This window comes from Agrococcus sp. HG114 (assembly GCF_024723325.1).
GTDB lineage: Bacteria > Actinomycetota > Actinomycetes > Actinomycetales > Microbacteriaceae > Agrococcus.
The window spans coordinates 15265-35646 of record NZ_JANQCH010000002.1; the positions used below are offsets into that span (position 1 = coordinate 15265).

Annotated in this window: 24 protein-coding genes; 13 read left to right on the plus strand and 11 right to left on the minus strand. The window is 73.5% G+C overall.

Features of this window, described 5'->3' with window-relative positions:
* The first annotated feature begins 30 nt into the window (after window positions 1–30).
* Together sufC and NWP09_RS00725 are read left to right on the plus strand one after the other, a co-directional pair.
* Window positions 31–789, plus strand: coding sequence for a Fe-S cluster assembly ATPase SufC (gene sufC, locus NWP09_RS00720; protein ID WP_258273627.1), 759 nt, complete (start codon window positions 31–33; stop codon window positions 787–789).
* Entirely contained in the window at window positions 789–1121 is a 333-nt protein-coding gene (locus NWP09_RS00725) for a metal-sulfur cluster assembly factor (protein ID WP_258273628.1), read from the plus strand. The genes sufC and NWP09_RS00725 overlap by 1 nt, the downstream gene beginning before the upstream one ends.
* Before the next feature lie 63 nt (window positions 1122–1184).
* On the opposite strand, the gene NWP09_RS00730 is transcribed toward NWP09_RS00725, so the two are convergent.
* The 3 genes from NWP09_RS00730 to NWP09_RS00740 are packed head-to-tail and all read right to left on the minus strand — an operon-like array spanning window position 1185 to window position 4010.
* The gene (locus tag NWP09_RS00730; protein WP_258273629.1) at window positions 1185–1541 is read right to left on the minus strand and encodes a tryptophan synthase subunit alpha; all 357 of its coding nucleotides are present in this window, start codon (window positions 1539–1541) and stop codon (window positions 1185–1187) included.
* Window positions 1538–3343, minus strand: a complete 1806-nt coding sequence (locus NWP09_RS00735; RefSeq protein ID WP_258273630.1) for a DEAD/DEAH box helicase — start codon at window positions 3341–3343, stop codon at window positions 1538–1540. The genes NWP09_RS00730 and NWP09_RS00735 overlap by 4 nt, the downstream gene beginning before the upstream one ends.
* A 46-nt stretch (window positions 3344–3389) precedes the next feature.
* Window positions 3390–4010, minus strand: coding sequence for a biotin transporter BioY (locus NWP09_RS00740; protein ID WP_258273631.1), 621 nt, complete (start codon window positions 4008–4010; stop codon window positions 3390–3392).
* A gap of 37 nt (window positions 4011–4047) precedes the next feature.
* On the opposite strand from NWP09_RS00740, the gene NWP09_RS00745 reads away from it, so the two are divergent.
* The 3 genes from NWP09_RS00745 to NWP09_RS00755 all read left to right on the plus strand — a co-directional run bounded on the left by NWP09_RS00745 (window position 4048) and on the right by NWP09_RS00755 (window position 7220).
* Window positions 4048–4803, plus strand: coding sequence for an isocitrate lyase/phosphoenolpyruvate mutase family protein (locus NWP09_RS00745; protein WP_258273632.1), 756 nt, complete (start codon window positions 4048–4050; stop codon window positions 4801–4803).
* Between the two features lie 105 nt (window positions 4804–4908).
* Entirely contained in the window at window positions 4909–6519 is a 1611-nt protein-coding gene (locus NWP09_RS00750; RefSeq protein WP_258273633.1) for an ABC-F family ATP-binding cassette domain-containing protein, read from the plus strand.
* A 26-nt stretch (window positions 6520–6545) separates the two neighbouring features.
* A complete protein-coding gene (locus NWP09_RS00755) occupies window positions 6546–7220 on the plus strand; it encodes a trimeric intracellular cation channel family protein (RefSeq protein ID WP_258273634.1) in 675 nt (224 codons plus the stop codon).
* Window positions 7221–7230: 10 nt separating this feature from the next.
* On the opposite strand, the gene NWP09_RS00760 is transcribed toward NWP09_RS00755, so the two are convergent.
* From NWP09_RS00760 to NWP09_RS00770, 3 genes are read right to left on the minus strand one after another with little or no spacing between them, the layout of a single operon-like run.
* Window positions 7231–8028, minus strand: a complete 798-nt coding sequence (locus tag NWP09_RS00760) for an SURF1 family protein (RefSeq protein WP_258273635.1) — start codon at window positions 8026–8028, stop codon at window positions 7231–7233.
* On the minus strand, window positions 8028–8267 hold the full coding sequence (locus NWP09_RS00765; RefSeq protein WP_258273636.1) for a hypothetical protein: 240 nt from the start codon (window positions 8265–8267) through the stop codon (window positions 8028–8030). The genes NWP09_RS00760 and NWP09_RS00765 overlap by 1 nt, the downstream gene beginning before the upstream one ends.
* Window positions 8264–8566, minus strand: a complete 303-nt coding sequence (locus NWP09_RS00770) for a DUF3099 domain-containing protein (protein WP_258273637.1) — start codon at window positions 8564–8566, stop codon at window positions 8264–8266. Before NWP09_RS00770 ends, NWP09_RS00765 begins: the two co-directional genes overlap by 4 nt.
* Before the next feature lie 92 nt (window positions 8567–8658).
* Between NWP09_RS00770 and fabG the strand changes: the two genes are divergently transcribed.
* Window positions 8659–9366, plus strand: coding sequence for a beta-ketoacyl-ACP reductase (gene fabG, locus NWP09_RS00775; protein WP_258273638.1), 708 nt, complete (start codon window positions 8659–8661; stop codon window positions 9364–9366).
* Between the two features lie 166 nt (window positions 9367–9532).
* Here fabG and serB read toward each other — a convergent pair whose 3' ends face one another.
* Window positions 9533–10174, minus strand: a complete 642-nt coding sequence (serB, locus tag NWP09_RS00780) for a phosphoserine phosphatase SerB (protein WP_258273639.1) — start codon at window positions 10172–10174, stop codon at window positions 9533–9535.
* Window positions 10171–11409 carry a glucose-1-phosphate adenylyltransferase gene (glgC, locus tag NWP09_RS00785; protein ID WP_258273640.1) on the minus strand — a complete coding sequence of 413 codons (1239 nt, stop codon included), beginning with the start codon at window positions 11407–11409 and terminating at the stop codon, window positions 10171–10173. Before glgC ends, serB begins: the two co-directional genes overlap by 4 nt.
* Window positions 11410–11487: 78 nt before the next feature.
* Between glgC and glgA the strand changes: the two genes are divergently transcribed.
* From glgA to NWP09_RS00800, 3 genes are all read left to right on the plus strand, one after another.
* Window positions 11488–12687 (plus strand): glycogen synthase, encoded by a 1200-nt coding sequence (gene glgA / locus NWP09_RS00790; RefSeq protein ID WP_258273641.1) that lies wholly within the window; start codon window positions 11488–11490, stop codon window positions 12685–12687.
* 10 nt (window positions 12688–12697) lie between these two features.
* The gene (locus tag NWP09_RS00795) at window positions 12698–13483 is read left to right on the plus strand and encodes an ABC transporter ATP-binding protein (RefSeq protein ID WP_258273642.1); all 786 of its coding nucleotides are present in this window, start codon (window positions 12698–12700) and stop codon (window positions 13481–13483) included.
* 91 nt (window positions 13484–13574) lie between these two features.
* Window positions 13575–13823 (plus strand): type B 50S ribosomal protein L31, encoded by a 249-nt coding sequence (locus tag NWP09_RS00800; RefSeq protein ID WP_128190198.1) that lies wholly within the window; start codon window positions 13575–13577, stop codon window positions 13821–13823.
* Between the two features lie 58 nt (window positions 13824–13881).
* Here NWP09_RS00800 and NWP09_RS00805 read toward each other — a convergent pair whose 3' ends face one another.
* Entirely contained in the window at window positions 13882–14631 is a 750-nt protein-coding gene (locus tag NWP09_RS00805) for an exonuclease domain-containing protein (RefSeq protein ID WP_258273643.1), read from the minus strand.
* A 48-nt stretch (window positions 14632–14679) separates the two neighbouring features.
* Between NWP09_RS00805 and NWP09_RS00810 the strand changes: the two genes are divergently transcribed.
* Together NWP09_RS00810 and NWP09_RS00815 are read left to right on the plus strand one after the other, a co-directional pair.
* A complete protein-coding gene (locus NWP09_RS00810; protein WP_258273644.1) occupies window positions 14680–15576 on the plus strand; it encodes an alpha/beta fold hydrolase in 897 nt (298 codons plus the stop codon).
* On the plus strand, window positions 15576–16643 hold the full coding sequence (locus tag NWP09_RS00815; RefSeq protein WP_258273645.1) for a glycosyltransferase family 1 protein: 1068 nt from the start codon (window positions 15576–15578) through the stop codon (window positions 16641–16643). Before NWP09_RS00810 ends, NWP09_RS00815 begins: the two co-directional genes overlap by 1 nt.
* Here NWP09_RS00815 and NWP09_RS00820 read toward each other — a convergent pair.
* A complete protein-coding gene (locus tag NWP09_RS00820) occupies window positions 16640–17452 on the minus strand; it encodes a Sir2 family NAD-dependent protein deacetylase (protein WP_258273646.1) in 813 nt (270 codons plus the stop codon). The two genes, NWP09_RS00815 and NWP09_RS00820, sit on opposite strands and share 4 nt — an antisense overlap.
* Before the next feature lie 58 nt (window positions 17453–17510).
* Between NWP09_RS00820 and NWP09_RS00825 the strand changes: the two genes are divergently transcribed.
* Window positions 17511–18308, plus strand: coding sequence for an RNA methyltransferase (locus NWP09_RS00825; protein WP_258273647.1), 798 nt, complete (start codon window positions 17511–17513; stop codon window positions 18306–18308).
* On the plus strand, window positions 18305–19558 hold the full coding sequence (locus tag NWP09_RS00830; RefSeq protein WP_258273648.1) for a D-alanyl-D-alanine carboxypeptidase family protein: 1254 nt from the start codon (window positions 18305–18307) through the stop codon (window positions 19556–19558). Before NWP09_RS00825 ends, NWP09_RS00830 begins: the two co-directional genes overlap by 4 nt.
* Here the strand turns inward: NWP09_RS00830 and NWP09_RS00835 are convergent.
* The gene (locus tag NWP09_RS00835) at window positions 19555–20364 is read right to left on the minus strand and encodes an SGNH/GDSL hydrolase family protein (RefSeq protein WP_258273649.1); all 810 of its coding nucleotides are present in this window, start codon (window positions 20362–20364) and stop codon (window positions 19555–19557) included. The two genes, NWP09_RS00830 and NWP09_RS00835, sit on opposite strands and share 4 nt — an antisense overlap.
* Between the last annotated feature and the right edge of the window lie 18 nt (window positions 20365–20382).

Below are 20382 nucleotides of genomic sequence, written 5' to 3' on the forward strand. Positions count from 1 at the left end.
CGGCCCGCGGCCGCGAAGGAAGGAAGCGCGATGAGCGTGCTGGACATCAAGGACCTGCGTGTCTCGATCGAGACCGAGCAGGGCAACAAGGAGATCCTCCGAGGCGTCGACCTGACGATCAGCTCCGACGAGATACACGCGGTGATGGGCCCGAACGGCTCCGGCAAGTCGACGCTCGCGTACACGATCGCCGGGCACCCGCGCTACACCGTCGACGGCGGCTCGATCACGCTCGACGGCGAGGACGTGCTGGAGATGAGCGTCGACGAGCGCGCCCGCGCGGGACTCTTCCTCGCGATGCAGTACCCGGTCGAGATCCCGGGCGTCACCGTGTCGAACTTCCTCCGCACCGCGAAGACCGCCGTGTCGGGTGAGGCGCCCCGCGTGCGCGAGTGGATCGGCGACGTGCGCACCGCCATGGAGCAGCTGCGCATGGACCCGTCGTTCGGCGAGCGCAACGTCAACGAGGGCTTCTCGGGCGGCGAGAAGAAGCGCCACGAGATCCTGCAGATGGAGCTCCTCCGCCCGCGCTTCGCGGTGCTCGACGAGACCGACTCCGGCCTCGACGTCGACGCGCTCCGCATCGTCTCCGAGGGCGTGAACCGCATCAAGGGCGAGACCGGCCTCGGCGTGCTCCTCATCACCCACTACACCCGCATCCTGCGCTACATCCAGCCCGACCACGTGCACGTGTTCGTCAACGGCCGGGTCGCGGAGCAGGGCGGCCCCGAGCTCGCCGAGCGGCTCGAGGAGGAGGGCTACGACCGCTACCTCAAGGCCGGCGTCTGATGGCGCTCGTCGAGGTCGATGCCGCGAAGTTCGACGCGGTCACCGAGGCCCTCAAGGACGTCGTGGACCCCGAGCTCGACGTCAACATCGTCGACCTCGGCCTCGTCTACGACCTTGCGTGGGATGACGACCAGGACGCGCTCGTCATCTCGATGACGCTCACGTCGGCCGGCTGCCCGCTCACCGACGTCATCGAGTCGGAGATCGCCGAGAAGCTCGACGGCATCGTCGAGCGCTTCCGGATCAACTGGGTGTGGATGCCGCCGTGGGGTCCCGAGCGGATCACCGAGGACGGCCGCGAGATGATGAGGGCGTTGGGCTTCACCATCTGATGCGTGCTACGACGAAGGGGACGACCACCGCGGTCGTCCCCTTCGTCGTGCGCCGGGCGGCGGTCAGGCCGCGTCGCGGCTGACGCGCGGCGTCCACGCCCGCTCGGGCTCTGCGGGCTCGAGCATCGCCCAGACCGTCGGCGCGAGCGGCGGGTAGTCGTCGACGATGCGGCGCAGCACGTGGTCGCTCACGGCGTGGCCCGGCCGCACGGCGTACGGCGGCACGATGCGCTCGGCTCGCAGCAGGAGCACGACGATCTCGTCGACGCTCGGCAGCTCCGACATGAACTCCCACGGGTCCTCGCCGGAGCGCAGCCGCTCCTCGACGAGCACCGAGCGCTCGTCGGCGGCCTCGGCGCGCAGCACCTCGAGGCTCGCCCGGCGGCGGGGCGAGGGGTGGGGCACCGCGGCCTGGATCACCGATCCCGCCCGTGCCGCGGCTTCCGCGGGGGCCGGTCGTCACGGTCGCGGCGCGGCGCGCGGTCGTCGCGGTCGCGGCGCGGGCCGCGGTCGTCGCGCTCGCCCCGCTCACGACGACCGGTGTCGACCCGGATGTCGATCGGGACGCCGAGGATGCGCGTCTGCGACAGCCGCTCGAGCTGGCCCGCATCGAGCTCCGGCAGCTCGACGAGCGTGAAGTCGTAGCGGATCGTGATGCGCCCGAAGTCGTCACGGCCGAGGCCGCCCTCGTTCGCGAGCGCGCCCACGATCTGGCGGGGCTCGACGCCGCGCCGGCTGCCCACGTTCAGGCGGTAGGTCGTCGTCTCCGACGCTCCTCGGCGCGAGCGGCGCTCGGCGCGGTCGTCGTCGGAGCGGGCCGCGCGCTCGGCCCGGTCGGCGCGCGCCGGCGGCTGGAGCGCCCGGTCGGCGCGCTCGTCGAGCAGCAGGGGCGTCTCGCCCTGGGCGACCACGGCGAGGGCCGCGGCGACGTCCTCGTGCGGCACGTCGTGGTGCTCGACGTAGTGCGCGACGATCTCGCGGAAGCGCTCGATGCGATCGGTCTGACCGAGCGCCTCGGTGATCGCGTCGTCGAAGCGGGTGAGCCGGGTCGCGTTCACCTCGCCGGCGCTCGGCATCGGCATCACCTCGACCGTGCCGCGCGTGGCCTTCTCGATCGCGCTCAGCATGCGGCGCTCGCGCGGCGTGACGAAGCTGATCGCGTCGCCCGTGCGGCCGGCGCGCCCGGTGCGGCCGATGCGGTGCACGTACGACTCGGTGTCGACCGGCAGGTCGTAGTTGATGACGTGGCTGATGCGCTCGACGTCGAGGCCTCGCGCCGCGACGTCCGTCGCGACGAGGACGTCGAGCTCGCCCGAGCGCAGCTGCTCGATCGTCCGCTCGCGCTGCGGCTGCGCGACGTCGCCCGAGATGGCGGTCGCCGCGTAGCCGCGCGCCCGGAGCCGCTCCGCGACGGTCTCGGTCTCGTTGCGCGTGCGGGTGAAGACGATCGCGGCCTCGAACGGCTCGACCTCGAGCACGCGCGTGAGCGCCTCGAGCTTCTGCTGGTACGACACCATGAGGGCGCGCTGCGTGATGCTCGGGGTCGTCGTCGCGCTCGCGCGCACGGTCACCTCCGCCGGCTCGCGCAGGTGCTGCTGCGAGATCGCGCGGATCTGCCGCGGCATGGTCGCGGAGAACAGCGCGACCTGCTTCTCCGCGGGCGTCGCGCGGAGGATCTCGTCCACGTCCTCCGCGAAGCCCATCCGCAGCATCTCGTCCGCCTCGTCGAGCACGACGTGCGTGAGGCCCGACAGGTCGAGCGTGCCCTTCGCGAGGTGGTCCATGATGCGACCCGGCGTGCCGACCACGACGTGCACGCCGCGGCGCAGCGCCGAGAGCTGCACGCCGTAGCCCTGGCCGCCGTAGATCGGCAGGACGTGGATGCCGCCCAGGTGCGCGGCGTAGCGCTCGAAGGCCTCGCACACCTGGACCGCGAGCTCCCGGGTGGGGGTGAGCACGAGCGCCTGCGGGCTGCGTCGCTCGACGTCGATCGCCGCGAGCACCGGCAGCGCGAACGCCGCCGTCTTGCCCGTGCCCGTCTGCGCGAGCCCGATCAGGTCGCGACCTGCGAGCAGGAGCGGGATGGTCTCGGCCTGGATCGCCGAGGGCGTCTCGTAGCCGACCTCGTCGAGCGCGCGGAGGATGCCCGCGGGCAGCCCGAGGCCCGCGAACGTCGAGCGCTCGCCGTCGTGGTCGGGGGTGCTGTCGTTCGCGTCGGTCATGACGGCAACGCTACGCGCCCTGCGCGGCCCTCCGGTCCCCGAGGGCTCAGCGAGCGCTGCGGTCGGCGCGCCGCACGAGCGCCCACGCGGCGGGCAGGAGCGCCGCGGCGATCGCCCACTTCACGACGCCGCCGAGGATGAACGGCAGCACGCCGAGCTCGAGCGCGCCGACGACGCCGACGGGCGACCCCATCGCCGCGAGGACCGCCGCCATGTACGGGACGCCGAACGCGAAGGGGATGAGGCTCGCGAGCCCGAAGAGCGCGATCGCGAGCAGCGGCCGGCGGTCCCACCGGCGCTCGGCGAGCCAGCCGACGACCGCGGCCGTCGCGATGAAGCCGATGATGAAGCCGAAGCTCGGCTTCCCGACCGCGAGGATCCCGCCGGTGAACCCGGCGAAGATCGGCAGCCCCGCGACGCCGAGCACGAGGTAGCCGACCATCGCGGCGACGCCCCGGCGGAAGCCGAGCGAGGCGGCGACGAGCATGACGCCGAGCGTCTGGCCCGTGATCGGCACCGGCCACATGGGGATCTCGACCTGCGCGAGCGCGGCGACGACGGTGATGCCGGCGGCGACGAGCAGGAGGTCCTTGACCAGGGAGCGCTGGCCGACGAGGGCGTCGACGAGCACGGCACGGCGGGGGAGCGGGAGCGCGGTAGCAGTCACCCCGTCAGCATATGGGCGCACCGCGTAGGCTCCGGGCATGAGGGATCTCGCGGGCCTCGCGGCCGAGCTGCTCACGATGCACGACGACTTCGTCGTCCTGCCCACCGCGTGGGACGCGTGGTCGGCCCGCGCGCTGGTCGACGCCGGGTTCCGGGCGATCACCGTCGGGAGCCATCCCGTCGCGGAGTCGCGCGGGCAGCGCGACGGCGAGGGGATGTCGCTCGACGACGCGCTCGACGCGGTCGGCCGCATCACCGCATCCGTCGACGTGCCCGTGAGCGCCGACCTCGAGTCGGGCTACGGCGCTGAGCCGCGCGAGCTCATCGGCCGGCTGCTCGACGCCGGCGCGGTCGGGCTCAACGTCGAGGACACCGTGCACGCGCAGGGCCGCATGCGGGAGCCGCACGAGCACGCCGACTACGTCGCCGCGCTGCGCGCCGCGGCCGACGAGGCGGGCGTCGATGTCGTCATCAACGGGCGCACCGACGCGTTCGCGCGGCCCGACCTCCACGGGCTCGATCCGCTCGAGCAGGCGATCCTGCGCTGCGAGCTCATGGAGCAGGCGGGCGCGCAGGCGCTCTACCCGGTGCGCCCGCCGAGCGCCGAGGCGGTCTCGGCGATCCTCGAGCGCGTGTCGCTCCCCGTCAACGTCACCGCGCATCCCGTCTCGGGCACCGTCTTCGGCGACCTCGCCGCGACGCGCGCGGGGGGAGCGCGCCGCGTGAGCTTCGGGCCGCGGCTCCAGGCGGCCCTCACCGACTCGATCGCCGAGCTCGTCCGCCCCTGGCGCTGAGCCCGCGGCGCGGCGGCGGCGCCGGGCTCGCTGGTAGGCTGGACGGCTGGCCCGCTCGACGCGCGCCGCACCCGCACCGCACCCACGAGAGAGGCTCCCGCGCGCATGATCGCCGTGTCCGGCTTCGAGCTGTCGGTGGGTCCGCGCACGCTCATGAGCGACGTGTCCTTCCGCATCGACGCCGGCGACAAGATCGGCCTCGTCGGCCGGAACGGCGCGGGGAAGACCACCATGACGAAGGTGCTCGCGGGCGTGAGCGACGACCGCGACGGGCACACCTACTCCGGTCGCATCGAGCGCAGCGGGGAGATCGGCTACCTGCCGCAGGACCCGCGCTCCGGCGACCCGAAGCAGACCGCCCGCCGTCGCATCCTCGACGCGCGCGGCCTCGGCGAGCTCGTCGAGGGCATGCGGCTCGCGACCGAGCAGATGGCCGAGGGCGGCGCGGTCGCCGACGAGGCGATGCGCCGGTACGGCCGGCTCGAGGACCGCTTCCTCGCGCTCGGCGGGTATGCGGCCGAGGCGGAGGGCGCGGCGATCGCGTCGAACCTGCAGCTGCCCGACCGCATCCTCGACCAGCCGCTCGAGACGCTCTCCGGCGGGCAGCGCCGCCGCATCGAGCTCGCGCGCATCCTCTTCTCCGGCGCCGACACGATGCTGCTCGACGAGCCGACGAACCACCTCGACGCCGACTCGGTCGCGTGGCTGCGGGAGTTCCTCAAGGGCTACTCGGGCGGCCTCATGGTGATCAGCCACGACGTCGAGCTCGTCGAGGAGACGGTCAACCGCGTCTTCTACCTCGACGCGAACCGCCAGGTCATCGACATCTACAACATGCGCTGGAAGCTCTACCTGCGCCAGCGGGAGGCCGACGCCGAGCGCCGCAAGCGCGAGCGCGCGAACGTCGAGAAGCAGGCCGGCCAGCTCGAGCTGCAGGCGGCGAAGATGGGCGCGAAGGCCACGAAGGCCGTCGCGGCGAAGCAGATGGCGCGCAGGGCCGAGCGGATGCGCTCGGGGCTCGAGGAGGAGCGCGCGGTCGACCGCGTGGCCAAGCTGCGCTTCCCGAAGCCCGCTCCCGTCGGGAAGACGCCGATCCTCGCCCGAGACCTGTCGAAGTCGTACGGGTCGCTCGAGATCTTCACCGCCGTCGACCTCGCGGTCGACCGCGGCTCGCGCGTCGTGATCCTCGGCCTGAACGGCGCGGGCAAGACGACGCTGCTGCGGATCCTCGCGGGCGTCTCCGAGAGCGACACGGGTCACATCGAGCGCGGGCACGGCCTGCGCGTCGGCTACTACGCGCAGGAGCACGAGACGCTCGACGTCGAGCGCTCGGTGCTCGAGAACATGCTCTCGGCCTCGCCCGACATCACCGCGACCGAGGCGCGGCGCGTGCTCGGCTCCTTCCTGTTCACGGGCGACGACGCCGACAAGCCGGCGCGCGTGCTCTCGGGCGGCGAGAAGACGCGCCTGTCGCTCGCGATGCTCGTCGTCTCGAGCGCGAACCTGCTGCTGCTCGACGAGCCGACGAACAACCTCGACCCCGCGAGCCGCGAGGAGATCCTCGGTGCGCTCGGCGCGTACGAGGGCGCCGTGATCCTCGTGAGCCACGACGAGGGCGCGGTCGAGGCGCTCGACCCCGAGCGGGTGCTCATCATGCCCGACGGCACCGAGGACCTCTGGAGTCCCGAGTACCTCGACCTCATCGGGCTCGCCTAGCCTGGGCGCGGCGAGGAGGCGCGCGCATGCTGGATGAGCCGGTCGGGTGGCTGTCGGCGGTCGGCGGCGTGCTCAACGCGGTCGGGATCGTCGCGTTCGCCGTCTCGGGCGCGCTGCTCGCCGTCCAGAAGCGGATGGACGTCGTCGGCATGGCGGGGCTCGCCGTCGTCACCGCGACGGGCGGCGGCATGCTGCGCGACCTGCTGCTCGGCGCGACCCCGGTCGCGGTGCTCCGCGACTGGTGGATGATCGGGCTCGCGCTGCTCGGCGCGCTCGCGGTGTTCCTCCTGCACCGCTGGATGCAGCGGCTCGACAAGCCCGTGCTCGTCTTCGACGCGATCGGGCTCGGCATCTTCGTCGTCGGCGGCGCGACGAAGGCGGTCCACTACGGGCTCGACCCCGTGGGTGCCGCGTTCGTCGGCATGCTCACGGGCATCGGCGGCGGCATCCTGCGCGACGCGCTCGCCAACGACATCCCTGCCGTGTTCCGCCGCGAGTCGCGCCTCTACCTGCTGCCCGCGCTGCTCGGCTCGAGCGCGGCCGCGGCGGCGGAGTGGTACGGGTGGGGCCACTGGGCTGTGCTCACCGCGATCGCGGCGACCGTGTGCGCGGTGCGCATCGCGAGCGAGGTGCTCGACTGGCGGGTGCCGTCGCTGCGGACCGAGTCCATCCCGACGCTCGGCGACCGCGGGCGGGACTGATCGCGGCCGGTCAGCCGCGGTCGAGGATGTCGTCCTCGACGTCGGCATCGGTGCGCCGCGCTCGCTTCGGGGCCGGCGCGGGCGCGTCCCCGCGCAGCTCCTCCCGCACGCCCCACGCGACGGCCGCGTAGCCGAAGAGCGCGAAGACGAACCACTGCAGCGTGTACGACAGGTGCGGGCCCTCGTCGAGCACGGGCCGAGTCGCGATCGCGACATCGGCGGGCGCCTCGCCGTCCTCGCTCACGAGCAGCCCGTACGCGCCCGTGTAGACGGGCGCGTCGAGGCCCTCGGCGATCGACGGGAGGTCGACCGAGGCGATCTGCCCCTCGGGGGCCCCGCGGCCCGGGATGTCGCCCTCGTTGGGCCGCAGCCGCGCGACGACGGTCGTGGGCCCCGCAGGCGTCGCGGGGTCGGTGACGGGCCGCTCGGCACCGGGCGCCTGGTCGATCCATCCGCGGTCGACGACGAACACCGTGCCGTCCGACGTGCGGAACGGGGCGACGACGTCGAACCCGACCCGGCCGTCGCGCCACCGGCCGCGCAGCAGCAGCTGCTCGTCGAGCAGGTACTCGCCCTCGAGCACGACCGGCGTCCACTGCAGGTCGGGCTCGAACCCGCCCGGGTCGGGGAGCGCATCCGTCACCGCCACCGGCACGCGGTCGTAGTTCGCCTCGAGCCGCTCGATCGCCGCGAGCGCCTCCTCCCGCCGGTTCCACTGCCACACGCCGAACAGGCAGCACGCGAGCGCGAAGGCCGTCGCCAGCGCGAGGTAGCCGAGCCAGCGAGGCTGGCGGAGGATCGCGAGCATCAGGCGACGCGCTCCACGGTCTCGCCGAACGCCGTCTCGACCACCGGGAAGCCGCGCGAGCGCAGCCGCTCGGCGAGGCTGCCGCGGTGCGCGTCGCACGCCGCCCACGTCTTCACGCGGTCGTCGGCGTGGATGCGCGGGTTGCGCCAGTGCAGCGCGTGCGCGGCGGGTGCGGCGCAGCCCGCGGCGGAGCACGGGGTGGCACCGGCGCCGCCGTCGAGCATGGCGAGCAGGCTCATCGGCGACCCTCGTCGCCCGCCGCGCCCGACGCCGCGGACGGGCCGGGCGGGAGCGCGTTCGGCGCCTGCCGCACCTCGCCGACGGCGTGCGTCGACACGTTCGCGACCACCACCGCGAAGTAGGGGATGAGCACCGCGACGATCGCGGGCAGCACCTTCCACCAGCCGGGCACGACGAAGAAGATCCCGAGGCACGCGACGCGCACGAGCATCATGTACAGGTACATGCGGAAGCGCCTCTCACGATCCTCGTCTGGGGAGATCGGGAGGTCGGTGATCGACGCGGACCGTGCTCGCATGGCGCGAGCGAGTCTACGCCCGTGCCCTTTGCGCGAGCCCTGACTCCCGCGCGCGGCCTCGCGGGCACACGGGTTCTCCTAGGCTGGCTCGCATGACCTCTCGCACCGTGCTCGTCACCGGCGGCAACCGCGGCATCGGCCGCGCGATCGCCCAGGCCTTCCTCGACGCCGGACACCGCGTCGCGATCACCTCGCGCGACGGCTCCGGCCCCGAGGGCGCGCTCGCGGTCGCGGCCGACGTGACCGACTCGGCGTCGATCGACGCCGCGTTCGCGCGCGTCGAGGCGGAGCTCGGCCCCGTGGAGGTCGTGGTCGCGAACGCGGGCATCACGCGCGACACGCTGCTCATGCGCATGAGCGAGGAGGACTTCTCGACGGTCGTGGACACGAACCTCGGCGGCGCCTTCCGCGTGGTGCAGCGCGCCTCGAAGGGCATGCTGCGCGCCAAGTGGGGGCGCGTCGTCCTCATCTCGAGCGTCGTGGGGCTCTACGGCGGTCCCGGCCAGGTCAACTACGCCGCCTCCAAGGCCGGGCTCGTCGGCATCGCGCGCTCGATCACGCGCGAGCTCGGCGCGCGCGGCATCACCGCGAACGTCGTCGCCCCCGGGTTCATCGCGACCGACATGACCGCCGAGCTCGACGAGAAGACGCAAGCGGAGTACAAGCAGGCGATCCCCGCGGGCCGCTACGGCTCCGCCGAGGAGGTCGCGGGCGTCGTGCGCTGGCTCGCGAGCGACGAGGCCGCCTACATCTCGGGCGCCGTCATCCCGGTCGACGGCGGCCTCGGCATGGGCCACTGACGGCCTCGGCGGCCCGCACCACGTCGACCCACCCCGGTCGGTCGCGGCGGAGCGCCACGCAGCAAGGAGGCGCCCGCGAGACGCAGCGGCAGATCCTTGCCCCGTGGCGCTGGCCGCAGGACGTCCTTGCCCCGTGGCGGGCGGCCGCAGTCGGGTGCTTCGAGGATCAGCCCGGCAGCAGCGGGATGAGCTCGCGGAAGTCGGGCACGTCGATCGCGTTCGTCGCGACCTCGCGCACGAGGGGCTTCGCGCAGAACGCGACCGAGATGCCCGCCGCCTCCATCATGAGCACGTCGTTCGCGCCGTCGCCGACCGCCATGATCCGCTCGCGCGGCACGCCGAGGTTCAGCCGCAGCGACTCGAGCGTGTCGCGCTTCGCGGCCCCGTCGATGACCGGACCGATCGAGCGGCCCGTGAGCCGCCCATCCGCGACCTCGAGCCGGTTCGCGCGCGCGTGGTCGATGCCGAGCTCGGCCGCGATCGGGTCGAGCACCTCGTGGAAGCCGCCCGAGACCGCGGCGACGGCGCCGCCGCGCGCGTGCACCTCGGCGATGAGCTCGGGCACCCCGTGCGTGACGGTCACCGCGGCGCGCGCGTCGTCGAGCACCGAGACCGGCAGCCCCTCGAGCATGCGCAGCCGCTCGGCGAGCGAGGCCGCGAAGTCAAGCTCGCCGCGCATCGCGCGCTCGGTGACGGCGGCGACGTGGCGCTCCGCGTCGGGACCGACCGCGCGAGCGAGCAGCTCGATGACCTCGTCGCGGATGAGCGTCGAGTCGACATCGGTGACGACGAGCAGGGACGCCCTCACTGGAAGATCTTCAGGCCCTTGGGCACCGTCACGATGCCCGAGGCCGACACGGAGAAGCCGCGCGCGCGGTCGGCCTCGTGGTCGACGCCGACCTGCACGCCGGGACCGATCTCGACCTCCTTGTCGATGATCGCGCGCCGCACGACGGCGCCGGCGCCCACGTGCACCTGGTCGAACAGGATCGCGTCCGACACGGTCGCTCCCGCGTCGATCGAGCACCACGGCGAGACGACGCTCCGCACGACGCTCGCGCCCTGCACGACCGAGCCGGCGCCCACGATGGCCTCGTTGACGTCGGCGGCGCGGCCCCACGCATCCCTCGTGAACTTCGCGGGCGGGGCGTTGACCGTCTGCGTGTAGATCGGCCACTCGCGGTTGTAGAGGTTGAAGATCGGCAGCGCCGAGATGAGGTCCATGTGCGCGTCGAAGAACGACTCGATCGTGCCGACGTCGCGCCAGTAGTACTTGTCGCGCTCGGTCGCGCCCGGCACCGTGTTGTTCTTCAGGTCGTACATCGCCGCCTCGCCGCGCTCGACGAACCACGGCACGATGTCGCCGCCCATGTCGTGGTCGGAGTCCTCGACCTGGTTGTCGGCGATGACCGCCTCGACGAGCGCGTCGGCGTCGAAGACGTAGTTGCCCATCGAGGCGAGCACCTCGCCCGGGGCGACGACGAAGCCGGATGCGTCGGCGGGCTTCTCGTGGAAGGCGCGGATGTAGTCGGGCCGCTCCTCGTCCTCCTCGATGACGCCGAACTGGTTCGCGAGCTCGAGGGGCTGGCGGATGCCCGCGACCGTCGCGCGCGCGCCGGAGGCGAGGTGCGCGTCGATCATGTCGCGGAAGTCCATGCGGTAGACGTGGTCGGCGCCGACGACCACCACGATGTCGGGCTTCTCGTCGGCGATGAGGTTGAGCGACTGGAAGATCGCGTCGGCCGAGCCCGCGAACCAGTGCTTGCCGGTGCGCTGCTGCGCGGGAACCGACGTGACGTAGGAGTTCAGCATCGACGACATGCGCCACACCTGCGAGATGTGGCGGTCGAGCGAGTGCGACTTGTACTGCGTGAGCACGACGATCTGCCGGAGCCCCGAGTTGATGAGGTTGGAGATCGCGAAGTCGATGAGGCGGTAGGAGCCGCCGAACGGCACCGCCGGCTTCGCCCGGTCGGCGGTGAGGGGCATGAGCCGCTTGCCCTCGCCGCCGGCGAGCACGATCCCGAACACCTTCTTGTCCATGGGTTCACCCTACGGTCCGTGTCTGCACGCTGACCATGAGCCGAACGACGGTCGAGAGCGCTGGCGTACTGTGAGGGCATGCGCGTCGACCTGCTCACGAAGGAGTATCCGCCCGAGGTCTACGGGGGAGCGGGGGTCCACGTGACCGAGCTCGTGAAGGCGCTCCGGCACTCCGTCGAGGTGCAGGTGCGCTGCTTCGGCGGGCCGCGCGACGAGGCCGGCGTGACCGCCTACGACGTGCCGGCCGAGCTCGCCGAGGCGAACGCGGCGCTCCAGACGCTCGCGGTCGACCTGCAGATCGCCGACGCCGTCGCCGGCGCCGACCTCGTGCACTCGCACACCTGGTACGCCAACGAGGCGGGCCGGCTCGCGCAGGAGCTGCACGGCATCCCGCACGTCGTGACCGCCCACTCGCTCGAGCCGCTCCGACCGTGGAAGGCCGAGCAGCTCGGCGGCGGCTACCGCATCTCGAGCGACGTCGAGCGGCGCGCGTACGAGGCCGCCGATCGCGTCATCGCGGTGTCCGACGGCATGCGCGCCGACATCCTGCGCTCGTACCCGGCGCTCGACCCCGAGCGCGTCGTCACCATCCACAACGGGATCGACCTCGAGGCGTGGTCGCCGCTGCCGGACGCCGGTCGCGCGCGCGAGCTCGGCATGGACCCCGACCGTCCCGCCGTCGTCTTCGTCGGCCGCATCACGCGGCAGAAGGGCCTGCCGCACCTGCTGCGCGCCGCCCGCTCGCTGCCCGAGGGCGTGCAGCTCGTGCTCGTCGCCGGGGCTCCCGACACGCCGGAGATCCTCGCCGAGGTCAAGGGCCTCGTCGAGGAGCTGCAGTCGGCGCGCGACGGCGTCCTCTGGATCGACGACCAGCTCGAGCGCGACGACATCCGCGTGCTGCTCAGCCACGCGACGACGTTCGTGTGCCCGAGCGTCTACGAGCCGCTCGGCATCGTGAACCTCGAGGCGATGGCGTGCGGCGCCCCGGTCGTCGGCAGCGCGACCGGCGGCATCCCCGAGGTCATCGTCGACGGCGAGACGGGCTTCCTCGTCCCGATCGACCAGGTGCAGGACGGCACGGGCACGCCGACCGACCCCGACCGCTTCGTCGCCGACCTCGCCGACGCCCTCACCCGCATGGTCGCCGACCCGGACGCGGCCCGCCGCATGGGCGAGGCCGGGCGCCGGCGCGCGGCCGAGCACTTCGACTGGGAGCGCATCGCGACCGAGACGCGCGAGGTGTACGAGCGCGTCATCGCCGAGCGCGCCGGTCGGTAGGCTCGCTCGCATGGCGAATGTGCTCGAGCTCCGTGATGTCTCCTTCGTCCGGAACGGCAATCGCATCCTCGACCAGCTCAGCTGGAGCGTCGACGAGGCCGACCGCTGGGTGGTCCTCGGGCCGAACGGCGCGGGCAAGTCGACGATCCTGCAGCTCGCGGCCGCGGCGACGCATCCGACCTCCGGCACGATCGACGTGCTGGGGGAGCGGGTCGGCAAGGTCGACGTGTTCGAGCTGCGCACTCGCATCGGGCTCGCCGCGACGGGCCTCGCGCGCCGCATCCCCGCCGCCGAGCGCGTCGGCGACGTCGTGCTCACCGCGGCCTACGCCGTCACCGGCCGCTGGCACGAGCGCTACGAGTCGCTCGACCTCGAGCGCGCCGCCGAGGTGATGGACGCGTGGGACCTCGCGCCCCTCGCGAACCGCCCGTTCGGCACGCTCTCGGACGGCGAGCGCAAGCGCGTGCAGATCGCGCGCGCGGTCATGACCGACCCCGAGCTCATGCTGCTCGACGAGCCCGCCGGCAGCCTCGACCTCGGCGCCCGCGAGTCGCTGCTCGCCTCGCTCGAGGAGTACGCGTCGAGCTCGCTCGCGCCGGCGATCGTGATGGTCACCCACCACGTCGAGGAGATCCCGCCCGGCTTCACGCACGGCATGCTGCTGCGCGAGGGGCGCATCGTCGCTGCGGGCCCGCTCGATTCGGTGCTGACGGATGCGCACCTGACGGAGACGTTCGGCCTCGGCCTCGAGGTCGCCCACGACGGCGGCCGCTGGTCGGCGCGCGCGACGCGCTGAGCCTCCCCGTCGGCCCGCCCACCTGATACACTCGTCTGTCGGCCCGCATGCCGACCACAGACTTCCGCGCCCGAGCGACCAAGGAACTGCCATGAAGACCGAGATCCACCCCGACTACCAGCCGATCGTGTTCCGCGACCTCGCCTCGGGCGAGACGTTCCTGACGCGCTCGACGATCACGAGCGACAAGACGATCGAGCTCGACGGCGAGACCTACCCGGTGATCGACGTCGAGATCTCGTCGGCGTCGCACCCGTTCTACACGGGCAAGCAGCGCATCATGGACTCCGCCGGCCGCGTCGAGAAGTTCAAGAACCGCTACAAGGGCTTCGGCGGCTGATCTCCGCAGCAGCGACGAGAGGGCGACGGGCTCCGGCTCGTCGCCCTCTCGCATGCCGTCACCGCCGCAGCGGCCAGCCGCGCCCGGCGCTGAACGCCGGGTCGCTGCGGCGCCGGAACTCCTCGAAGCCCGCCGCCTGCTCGTCGGCCCACCGCATGGTGAGGTCGTGCAGCGAGATCGGGTCGATGCGCAGCTCGGGGTAGCGGGCGGTCATCGCCTGCGCGAGACGGCCCGCCGCGATGGCGTCGGCGCTCGCGTCGTGCGCGTCGGTGAGCTCGATGCCGTAGACCTCGGTCGCGACCGTGAGCGTGCGCTTGCCGCGGCGGTAGCGGTCGACCTGCCGGTCGATGACCATGGGGTCGATCACGGGGCGCGCGTCGAGCGGCTCGATGCCGTGCCTGCGGCACTCGGCCGCGAGCAGCGAGAAGTCGTAGGCGGCGTTGAACGCGCACACCGCGAGCCCGGCGGCGAAGTGCCCGGCGAGCACATCGCGGATCTCGCGCACCGCGACCGCGGCCTCGGCGCCCTCGGCGCGGGCGCGCTCGGTCGTGATGCCGTGCACCTCGGTCGAGGCGGAGGGGATCTCGATGCCCGGGTCGACGATCCACGAGCGCCCGTCGACGACCGTCCCGCTCGCGTCGAGGAGGCCGACGTAGGCCGTCACGATGCGCGCCTCGGCGGGGTCGACGCCGGTGGTCTCGAGGTCGAACACGGCGAGCCGGTCGATCCAGCGGTCGGGAGCGTCGGGGCTCACCGCGAGGATCGGTCGATGCAGCTGCGCCGCCTCCTGCACGTTCGTCTCCGTCATGCGCCCACGGTAGCCCGGCCCGCCCACACCCCCGGGTAGGCTCGGCTGGTGGCAGTGGAAGCGCGAGCGGACCGATCCCCGTACCGGGCGCTGCTCGACGCGCTCCCGCAGCGCACCCGCTCCGTCGAGGCCGCCGGCGTGCGCACCGCGGTCTTCGAGTACGGCGCGCCCGAGGTCCCGCCGCTCGTGCTCGTGCACGGGTTCCGCGGCGACCACCACGGGCTCGAGCCGATCGCCGCGCACCTGCCCGGCATGCGGGTCATCGCCCCCGACCTGCCCGGCTTCGGCGACTCCGCCCCGCTGCCCGTCGCATCCATCGACGGCTACGCCGACTGGCTGCGGGCGCTCGTCGCGACCGAGGCGCCCGGCGCCGTCGTGCTCGGCCACTCGTTCGGCTCGATCGTGGTCGCGCACGCGGCCGCGACCGGCCTCGACGCCGCGCGGATCGTGCTCGTGAACCCCATCGCGACTCCCGCGCTCTCGGGCCCCAACCGCCTCGGCTCGCTGCTCGCGCTCGGCTACTACCGCGCCGCGGCGGCGCTGCCCGAGCGCGCGGGCCTCGCGCTGCTCGGCGCGCCGCCCATCGTGCGGGGGATGAGCGCGTTCATGGCGAAGACCCGCGACCCGCTGCTGCGCAGCTGGATCCACGGCCAGCACGACCGCTACTTCTCGCGGTACGCGTCGCGGCAGTCGGTGCTCGAGGCCTTCGACGCGTCGATCCGCCACACGGTGGGCGAGGTCGCGGGCCGCGTCCGCCAGCCCGTGCAGCTCATCGCCGCCGACCGCGACGACATCACCCCGCTCGCCGAGCAGCACCGGCTGCGCTCGCGCTTCCCCGACGCGCGGCTCGCGGTGCTGCGCGGCACCGGCCACCTCGTGCACTACGAGCAGCCGCGCGAGGCGGCCGCGGTCATCCGCCGGTTCCTCGCCGAGGCCGGCCGGTAGTGCGCATCCTCGCCGACTGCCGCTACGTGCGGCTCGAGCGCCACGACGGCATCTCGCGCTTCACCGCCGAGCTCGTCGCCGAGCTCGGCCGCGACCACGACGTCACGATGCTCGTGAGCGACGCGCGGCAGCTCGCGATGCTGCCGTCCCTGCCGCACGTGCTCGGCCCGTCGCCCGCGGGCGTGCTCGAGCCGCTCACCTCGTGGCGGCTTCGGCGCGTGCCGGCCGACATCGCGTGGTCGCCGATGCAGACGATCGGCTCGATCGGCCGCGCGTGGCCGCTCGTCACGACGGTGCACGACCTCATCTACTACCGCCACCGCACGCCGCCGCGCGACATGCCCGCGCTCATCCGGCTGCTGTGGCGCGCGTACCACCTCTCGTTCGGGCCGCAGCGCATGCTGCTGAACGCGGTCGACGGCGTCGTCACGATCTCCGAGACCACCCGCCGGCTCATCGAGCGGCACCGGCTCACGCGGCGGCCGCTCGCGGTCGTGCGCAACGCCGCACCGCACCTCGGGGAGCCGGTCGCGCACGAGCGCCCGCCGACCCGGCGGCTCGTGTACATGGGCTCGTTCATGCCATACAAGGACGTCGAGACGCTCGTGCGCGCCGCGCGCCTGCTGCCCGACCACGAGCTGCACCTGTGCAGCCGCGTCGACCCCGCGACGCGGGAGCGGCTCGCCCGGCTCGCCGGCGGCGCATCCGTCGTCTTCCACGACGGCATCGCCGACGCCGACTACGCCGACCTGCTGCGCAGCGCGACCGCGTTCGTGCACGCGTCGCGCGACGAGGGCTTCGGCATCCCCGTGCTCGAGGCGATGAGCCTCGGCGTGCCGGCCGTGATCGCCGACACCGAGATCTTCCGCGAGGTCGGCGGCGACGCGGCGCGGTACTTCGCGGTCGGCGACGCGGATGCGCTCGCGCGCGCCGTGCGATCGCTCGAGGGGGAGTGGGCGGCCGTCTCGCGCGCCTCGCTCGAGCAGGCCGCCCGGTTCAGCTGGCGCGACTCCGCGGAGCGGCTCGGGGCGTTCCTCGAGCGGATCGCTGCGGAGGCCCGCTCCTAGAAGGGAGCCACGAGCGCCTCGGCCATCGCCGTGAGCGTCTCGGAGGTGCCGCCCTCCACACGCACCGCGGCGCGCGCATCCCACTTCGTCTCGCCGCGGTTGACGATCACGATCGGCACGTCGGCCCGCCGCGCGACCTCGAGCAGCCGCGTGCCGGAGTTCACGACGAGCGACGAGCCGGCGACGAGCACGGCGTCGCCCGCGGCGATGATGTCGCGCGCCTCGGCGAACACGCGCGGCGGCACGATCTCGCCGAAGAAGACGACGTCGGGCTTGAGGATGCCGCCGCACACGGGGCACGGGGGCACCTCGAACCGCTGCGACGGGTCGATCTCGACGTCGCCGTCGGGCTGCAGCCGCACCTGCTCGGGCAGCCGGATCCACGGGTTGAGCCGCTCGATCTCGTCGGCGATGCGGTGCCGGTCGAAGCGCGTGCCGCAGTCGAGGCACGAGACGGTGTGCAGCTGCCCGTGCACGTGCGTGACGGTCGTCGAGCCGGCCCGCTCGTGCAGGTCGTCGACGTTCTGCGTCGCGATGCCGGTGATGATGCCGGCCTCCTCCATGTGGGCGAGCGCGCGGTGCCCCTCGTTCGGGTGCACCGAGGCGAAGCGCTGCCACCCGAGGTGGCTGCCGGCCCAGTAGCGGCGGCGCGCGTCGACCGACGACAGGAACGTGTCGAACTGCATCGGCGTGCGCTTCGGCGCGCCCTCCCCGCGGTAGTCGGGGATGCCCGAGTCGGTCGAGATGCCCGCCCCGGTCAGCACCGCGATCCGGCGTCCCCGCAGCAGGTCGATCGCTGTGTCGAGCATGGCCGCCACCCTAGTCGCGGGTAGGCTCGGGAGTCCTGCGAGAAGGGCGGGAGCGAGCATGGAGATCGTGGCGATCGACTCGCTCGACGACCCACGGCTGCAGGACTTCGTCGGGCTCACCGACGTCGCGCTGCGCCGTCGCACCGAGCCCGAGCGCGGCCTCTACATCGCCGAGTCGCAGACGGTGCTCGAGCGCGCGCTGCGCGCCGGCCACGAGCCGCGCTCGGTGCTCGTCGCGCCCCGCTGGCTCCCCGACGTCGAGCGCCTCGTCGCCGGCCTCGACGTGCCGGTGTTCGTCGGCGACGAGGCGCTCCTCGAGCAGCTCACCGGCTTCCACCTGCACCGCGGGGCGCTCGCCGCGATGCACCGCCCGGTGCTGCCGGATGCGTCGGCGCTGCTCGAGCGCGCACGTCGCGTCGTCGTGCTCGACGGGCTCGTCGACCACACGAACGTCGGCGCCGCGTTCCGCTCGGTCGCGGGCATCGGCGGCGACGCGGTGCTCGTGACCTCGACGTGCGCCGACCCGCTCTACCGCCGCAGCGTGCGCGTGTCGATGGGGACGGTGCTGCAGGTGCCGTGGACGCGCATCGACTCGCTCGAGGCCGCGGTGCCCCGCTTCCACGACGCGGGCTTCGAGGTCGTCGCGATGGCGCTCCGGGACGACGCGGTCGACCTCGCCGACTACGCCGCCGCGCCCGCCGAGCGAGTCGCGCTCGTGCTCGGCTCCGAGGGGCCCGGGCTGTCGCAGCGCGCGATCGCCGCGGCTGACCGGGTCGTGCGCATCCCGATGCGCCACGGGGTCGACTCGCTCAACGTCGCCGCGACCGCGGCGGTCGCGATGTGGGCGCTGCGGTGACGATCCCAACGCGGGCCGGGCGGACGCATCCGCTCGTGGTGCTCGTGCGCGCGCTGCTCGTCATCGCGCTCGTCGCGGCGGTCGCGCTCGTCGGCGCGGCCCTCGTGGCGCCGGCGCCGGCCATCGCGGCCGAGCGGCTCGACGCCCGCCGGGCCGCCCTGCCGGCCGCGCACATCGACTGGCCCGAGGAGGCGCGCGCGGCGGGCTACGGCGTCGTGGGGATCGATGGCGGCGAGGACGTCTGGGAGTCGTGGGGGAGCGAGGAGGCGCACCCGATGGCGAGCGTCGCGAAGCTCGTCACGGTGCTCGTCGTGCTCGACGCGCACCCCATCGAGCCGGGCTCGCGCGGAGCCGTCATCGCGCTCGACGCCGACGACGTCGCCGCGCAGGCGCGCGCGCTGCGCGAGAACGCGCCGATCGCCCCGGTCTTCGACGGCATGCAGGTGACGCAGCGCGACCTCATCGAGTGGTCGCTCGTCGACTCGGCCGGGAACGCGATCTGGTCGCTCGCGAACTGGGCGTTCGGCGACATGGACGGCTTCGCGGCCGCCGCCGCCGCGTGGACCGATCGGCACGGACTCGATCGCACGGTGCTCGCCGACCCGGCGGGGCTCGACGCCCGGACCGTCTCGAGCGCCGCCGACCTCACCCGCGCGGCGCTCATGGCGGTCGAGGAGCCGGTCGTGCTCGCGACGATCCAGCTCGAGTCGGTGCGCATCCCCGGCATCGGCATCGCGCCGAACACGAACCGGATCCTCGGCGAGCACGACATCGACGGCGGCAAGACGGGGACCCTCAAGATCTGGGGCCGGAACCTCTTCGTCACCGCCGTGCGCGAGGTCGACGGCGAGCCACGCCGCGTCGTCGGGGTCGTGATGGGCACGATCGCGGCGGACGAGACGGACGCCGCGATGATCTCGCTGCTCGAGAGCGTGTGGCCGAACTTCGCGACCCGGACGATCGTCGAGGAGGGCGACGTGATCGCCGAGTACCGCGCGCCATGGGGCGCGTCGACGCGCGCGGTCGCTGCGGGCGGGCTCGACGCGCACGTGTTCGCCGACGACGCCCCGGGATGGAGCGCCACGGTCGAGCCCATCGCCGCCGGCGCGGTGCCGCAGCACGTCGGCGAGGTGCGGCTCGAGCGCGGGGACGCGTCGGTGCCGGTGCGCACCGCGAGCCTGCTGCCGGGGCCGGACGCATGGTGGCGCATCGCGAACGCGCCCCACGTGCTCGGCTGGTACTTCGACTAGTCCGCGCGAGGCTCGTGCGGCGACGGCAGCACGGGCGCCGCGGTCGGCCGCTTCGGGGAGATCGCGTCGCCCGACGACTGGCCGCGCAGGCGCCGCAGCACCCACGGCGCGAGGTGCTCGCGCGCCCAGTGCAGGTCGTCGAGGCGCATGCGCTGCCACGTGCGCACGGGGAGCGGCTCGGGCTCCATCGGCGTGAGGTCGTGCCGCACGCCGAGCGCGTCGAGCACGAGGATCGCGATCGCGTGGTGCCCGTAGGCGGAGAAGTGGAGGCGGTCGGGGGCCCACATCTGCGGCTGCTGCAGGTGGCGCGCCGACCACATGTCGGCGACGATCGCGCCGTGCTTCGCCGCGACGCCGTGGAGGTTCGAGTTGTAGATGCCGACCCGGCCGCGGATCGAGCGCAGCACGGGGGTCATCGCGATGTCGGGGCCGTTGAAGAGCACGACCTCCGCGCCGGTCGCCCGGAGTCGCCCGACGACCGCGTCGAGCTTCGCCGCGAGCACGTCCGGGTCGCCGCCGGGGCGGATGAGGTCGTTGCCGCCCGCCGAGATCGTGACGAGGTCGGGCTCGAGCGCGACCGCGGGCTCGAGCTGCTCGTCGATGATCTGCTGCAGCAGCCGCCCGCGGATCGCGAGGTTCGCGTACTGGAAGTCGTGCCGCGTGCGCGCGAGCTCCTCGGCGACCCGGTCGGCCCAGCCCCGCACGCCGTTGGGCAGGCCCGGCTCCTCGTCGCCGACGCCCTCGGTGAAGCTGTCGCCGAGCGCGACGTATCGGGTGAAGGGATGCTCGAGGCCGGGGTGCTGCATGCCTCCATCCTGCCGTGC

What these genes read in the sequence shown, in the direction of transcription:
- sufC (WP_258273627.1), top strand. Translation starts at nt 31, where the DNA reads ATGAGCGTGCTGGACATCAAGGACCTGCGTGTCTCGATCGAGACCGAG.
- NWP09_RS00725 (WP_258273628.1), top strand. Translation starts at nt 789, where the DNA reads ATGGCGCTCGTCGAGGTCGATGCCGCGAAGTTCGACGCGGTCACCGAG.
- NWP09_RS00735 (WP_258273630.1), bottom strand. Translation starts at nt 3,343, where the DNA reads ATGACCGACGCGAACGACAGCACCCCCGACCACGACGGCGAGCGCTCG.
- NWP09_RS00745 (WP_258273632.1), top strand. Translation starts at nt 4,048, where the DNA reads ATGAGGGATCTCGCGGGCCTCGCGGCCGAGCTGCTCACGATGCACGAC.
- NWP09_RS00750 (WP_258273633.1), top strand. Translation starts at nt 4,909, where the DNA reads ATGATCGCCGTGTCCGGCTTCGAGCTGTCGGTGGGTCCGCGCACGCTC.
- NWP09_RS00755 (WP_258273634.1), top strand. Translation starts at nt 6,546, where the DNA reads ATGCTGGATGAGCCGGTCGGGTGGCTGTCGGCGGTCGGCGGCGTGCTC.
- NWP09_RS00760 (WP_258273635.1), bottom strand. Translation starts at nt 8,028, where the DNA reads ATGCTCGCGATCCTCCGCCAGCCTCGCTGGCTCGGCTACCTCGCGCTG.
- NWP09_RS00765 (WP_258273636.1), bottom strand. Translation starts at nt 8,267, where the DNA reads ATGAGCCTGCTCGCCATGCTCGACGGCGGCGCCGGTGCCACCCCGTGC.
- NWP09_RS00770 (WP_258273637.1), bottom strand. Translation starts at nt 8,566, where the DNA reads ATGCGAGCACGGTCCGCGTCGATCACCGACCTCCCGATCTCCCCAGAC.
- fabG (WP_258273638.1), top strand. Translation starts at nt 8,659, where the DNA reads ATGACCTCTCGCACCGTGCTCGTCACCGGCGGCAACCGCGGCATCGGC.
- glgC (WP_258273640.1), bottom strand. Translation starts at nt 11,409, where the DNA reads ATGGACAAGAAGGTGTTCGGGATCGTGCTCGCCGGCGGCGAGGGCAAG.
- glgA (WP_258273641.1), top strand. Translation starts at nt 11,488, where the DNA reads ATGCGCGTCGACCTGCTCACGAAGGAGTATCCGCCCGAGGTCTACGGG.
- NWP09_RS00795 (WP_258273642.1), top strand. Translation starts at nt 12,698, where the DNA reads ATGGCGAATGTGCTCGAGCTCCGTGATGTCTCCTTCGTCCGGAACGGC.
- NWP09_RS00800 (WP_128190198.1), top strand. Translation starts at nt 13,575, where the DNA reads ATGAAGACCGAGATCCACCCCGACTACCAGCCGATCGTGTTCCGCGAC.
- NWP09_RS00805 (WP_258273643.1), bottom strand. Translation starts at nt 14,631, where the DNA reads ATGACGGAGACGAACGTGCAGGAGGCGGCGCAGCTGCATCGACCGATC.
- NWP09_RS00820 (WP_258273646.1), bottom strand. Translation starts at nt 17,452, where the DNA reads ATGCTCGACACAGCGATCGACCTGCTGCGGGGACGCCGGATCGCGGTG.
- NWP09_RS00825 (WP_258273647.1), top strand. Translation starts at nt 17,511, where the DNA reads ATGGAGATCGTGGCGATCGACTCGCTCGACGACCCACGGCTGCAGGAC.
- NWP09_RS00835 (WP_258273649.1), bottom strand. Translation starts at nt 20,364, where the DNA reads ATGCAGCACCCCGGCCTCGAGCATCCCTTCACCCGATACGTCGCGCTC.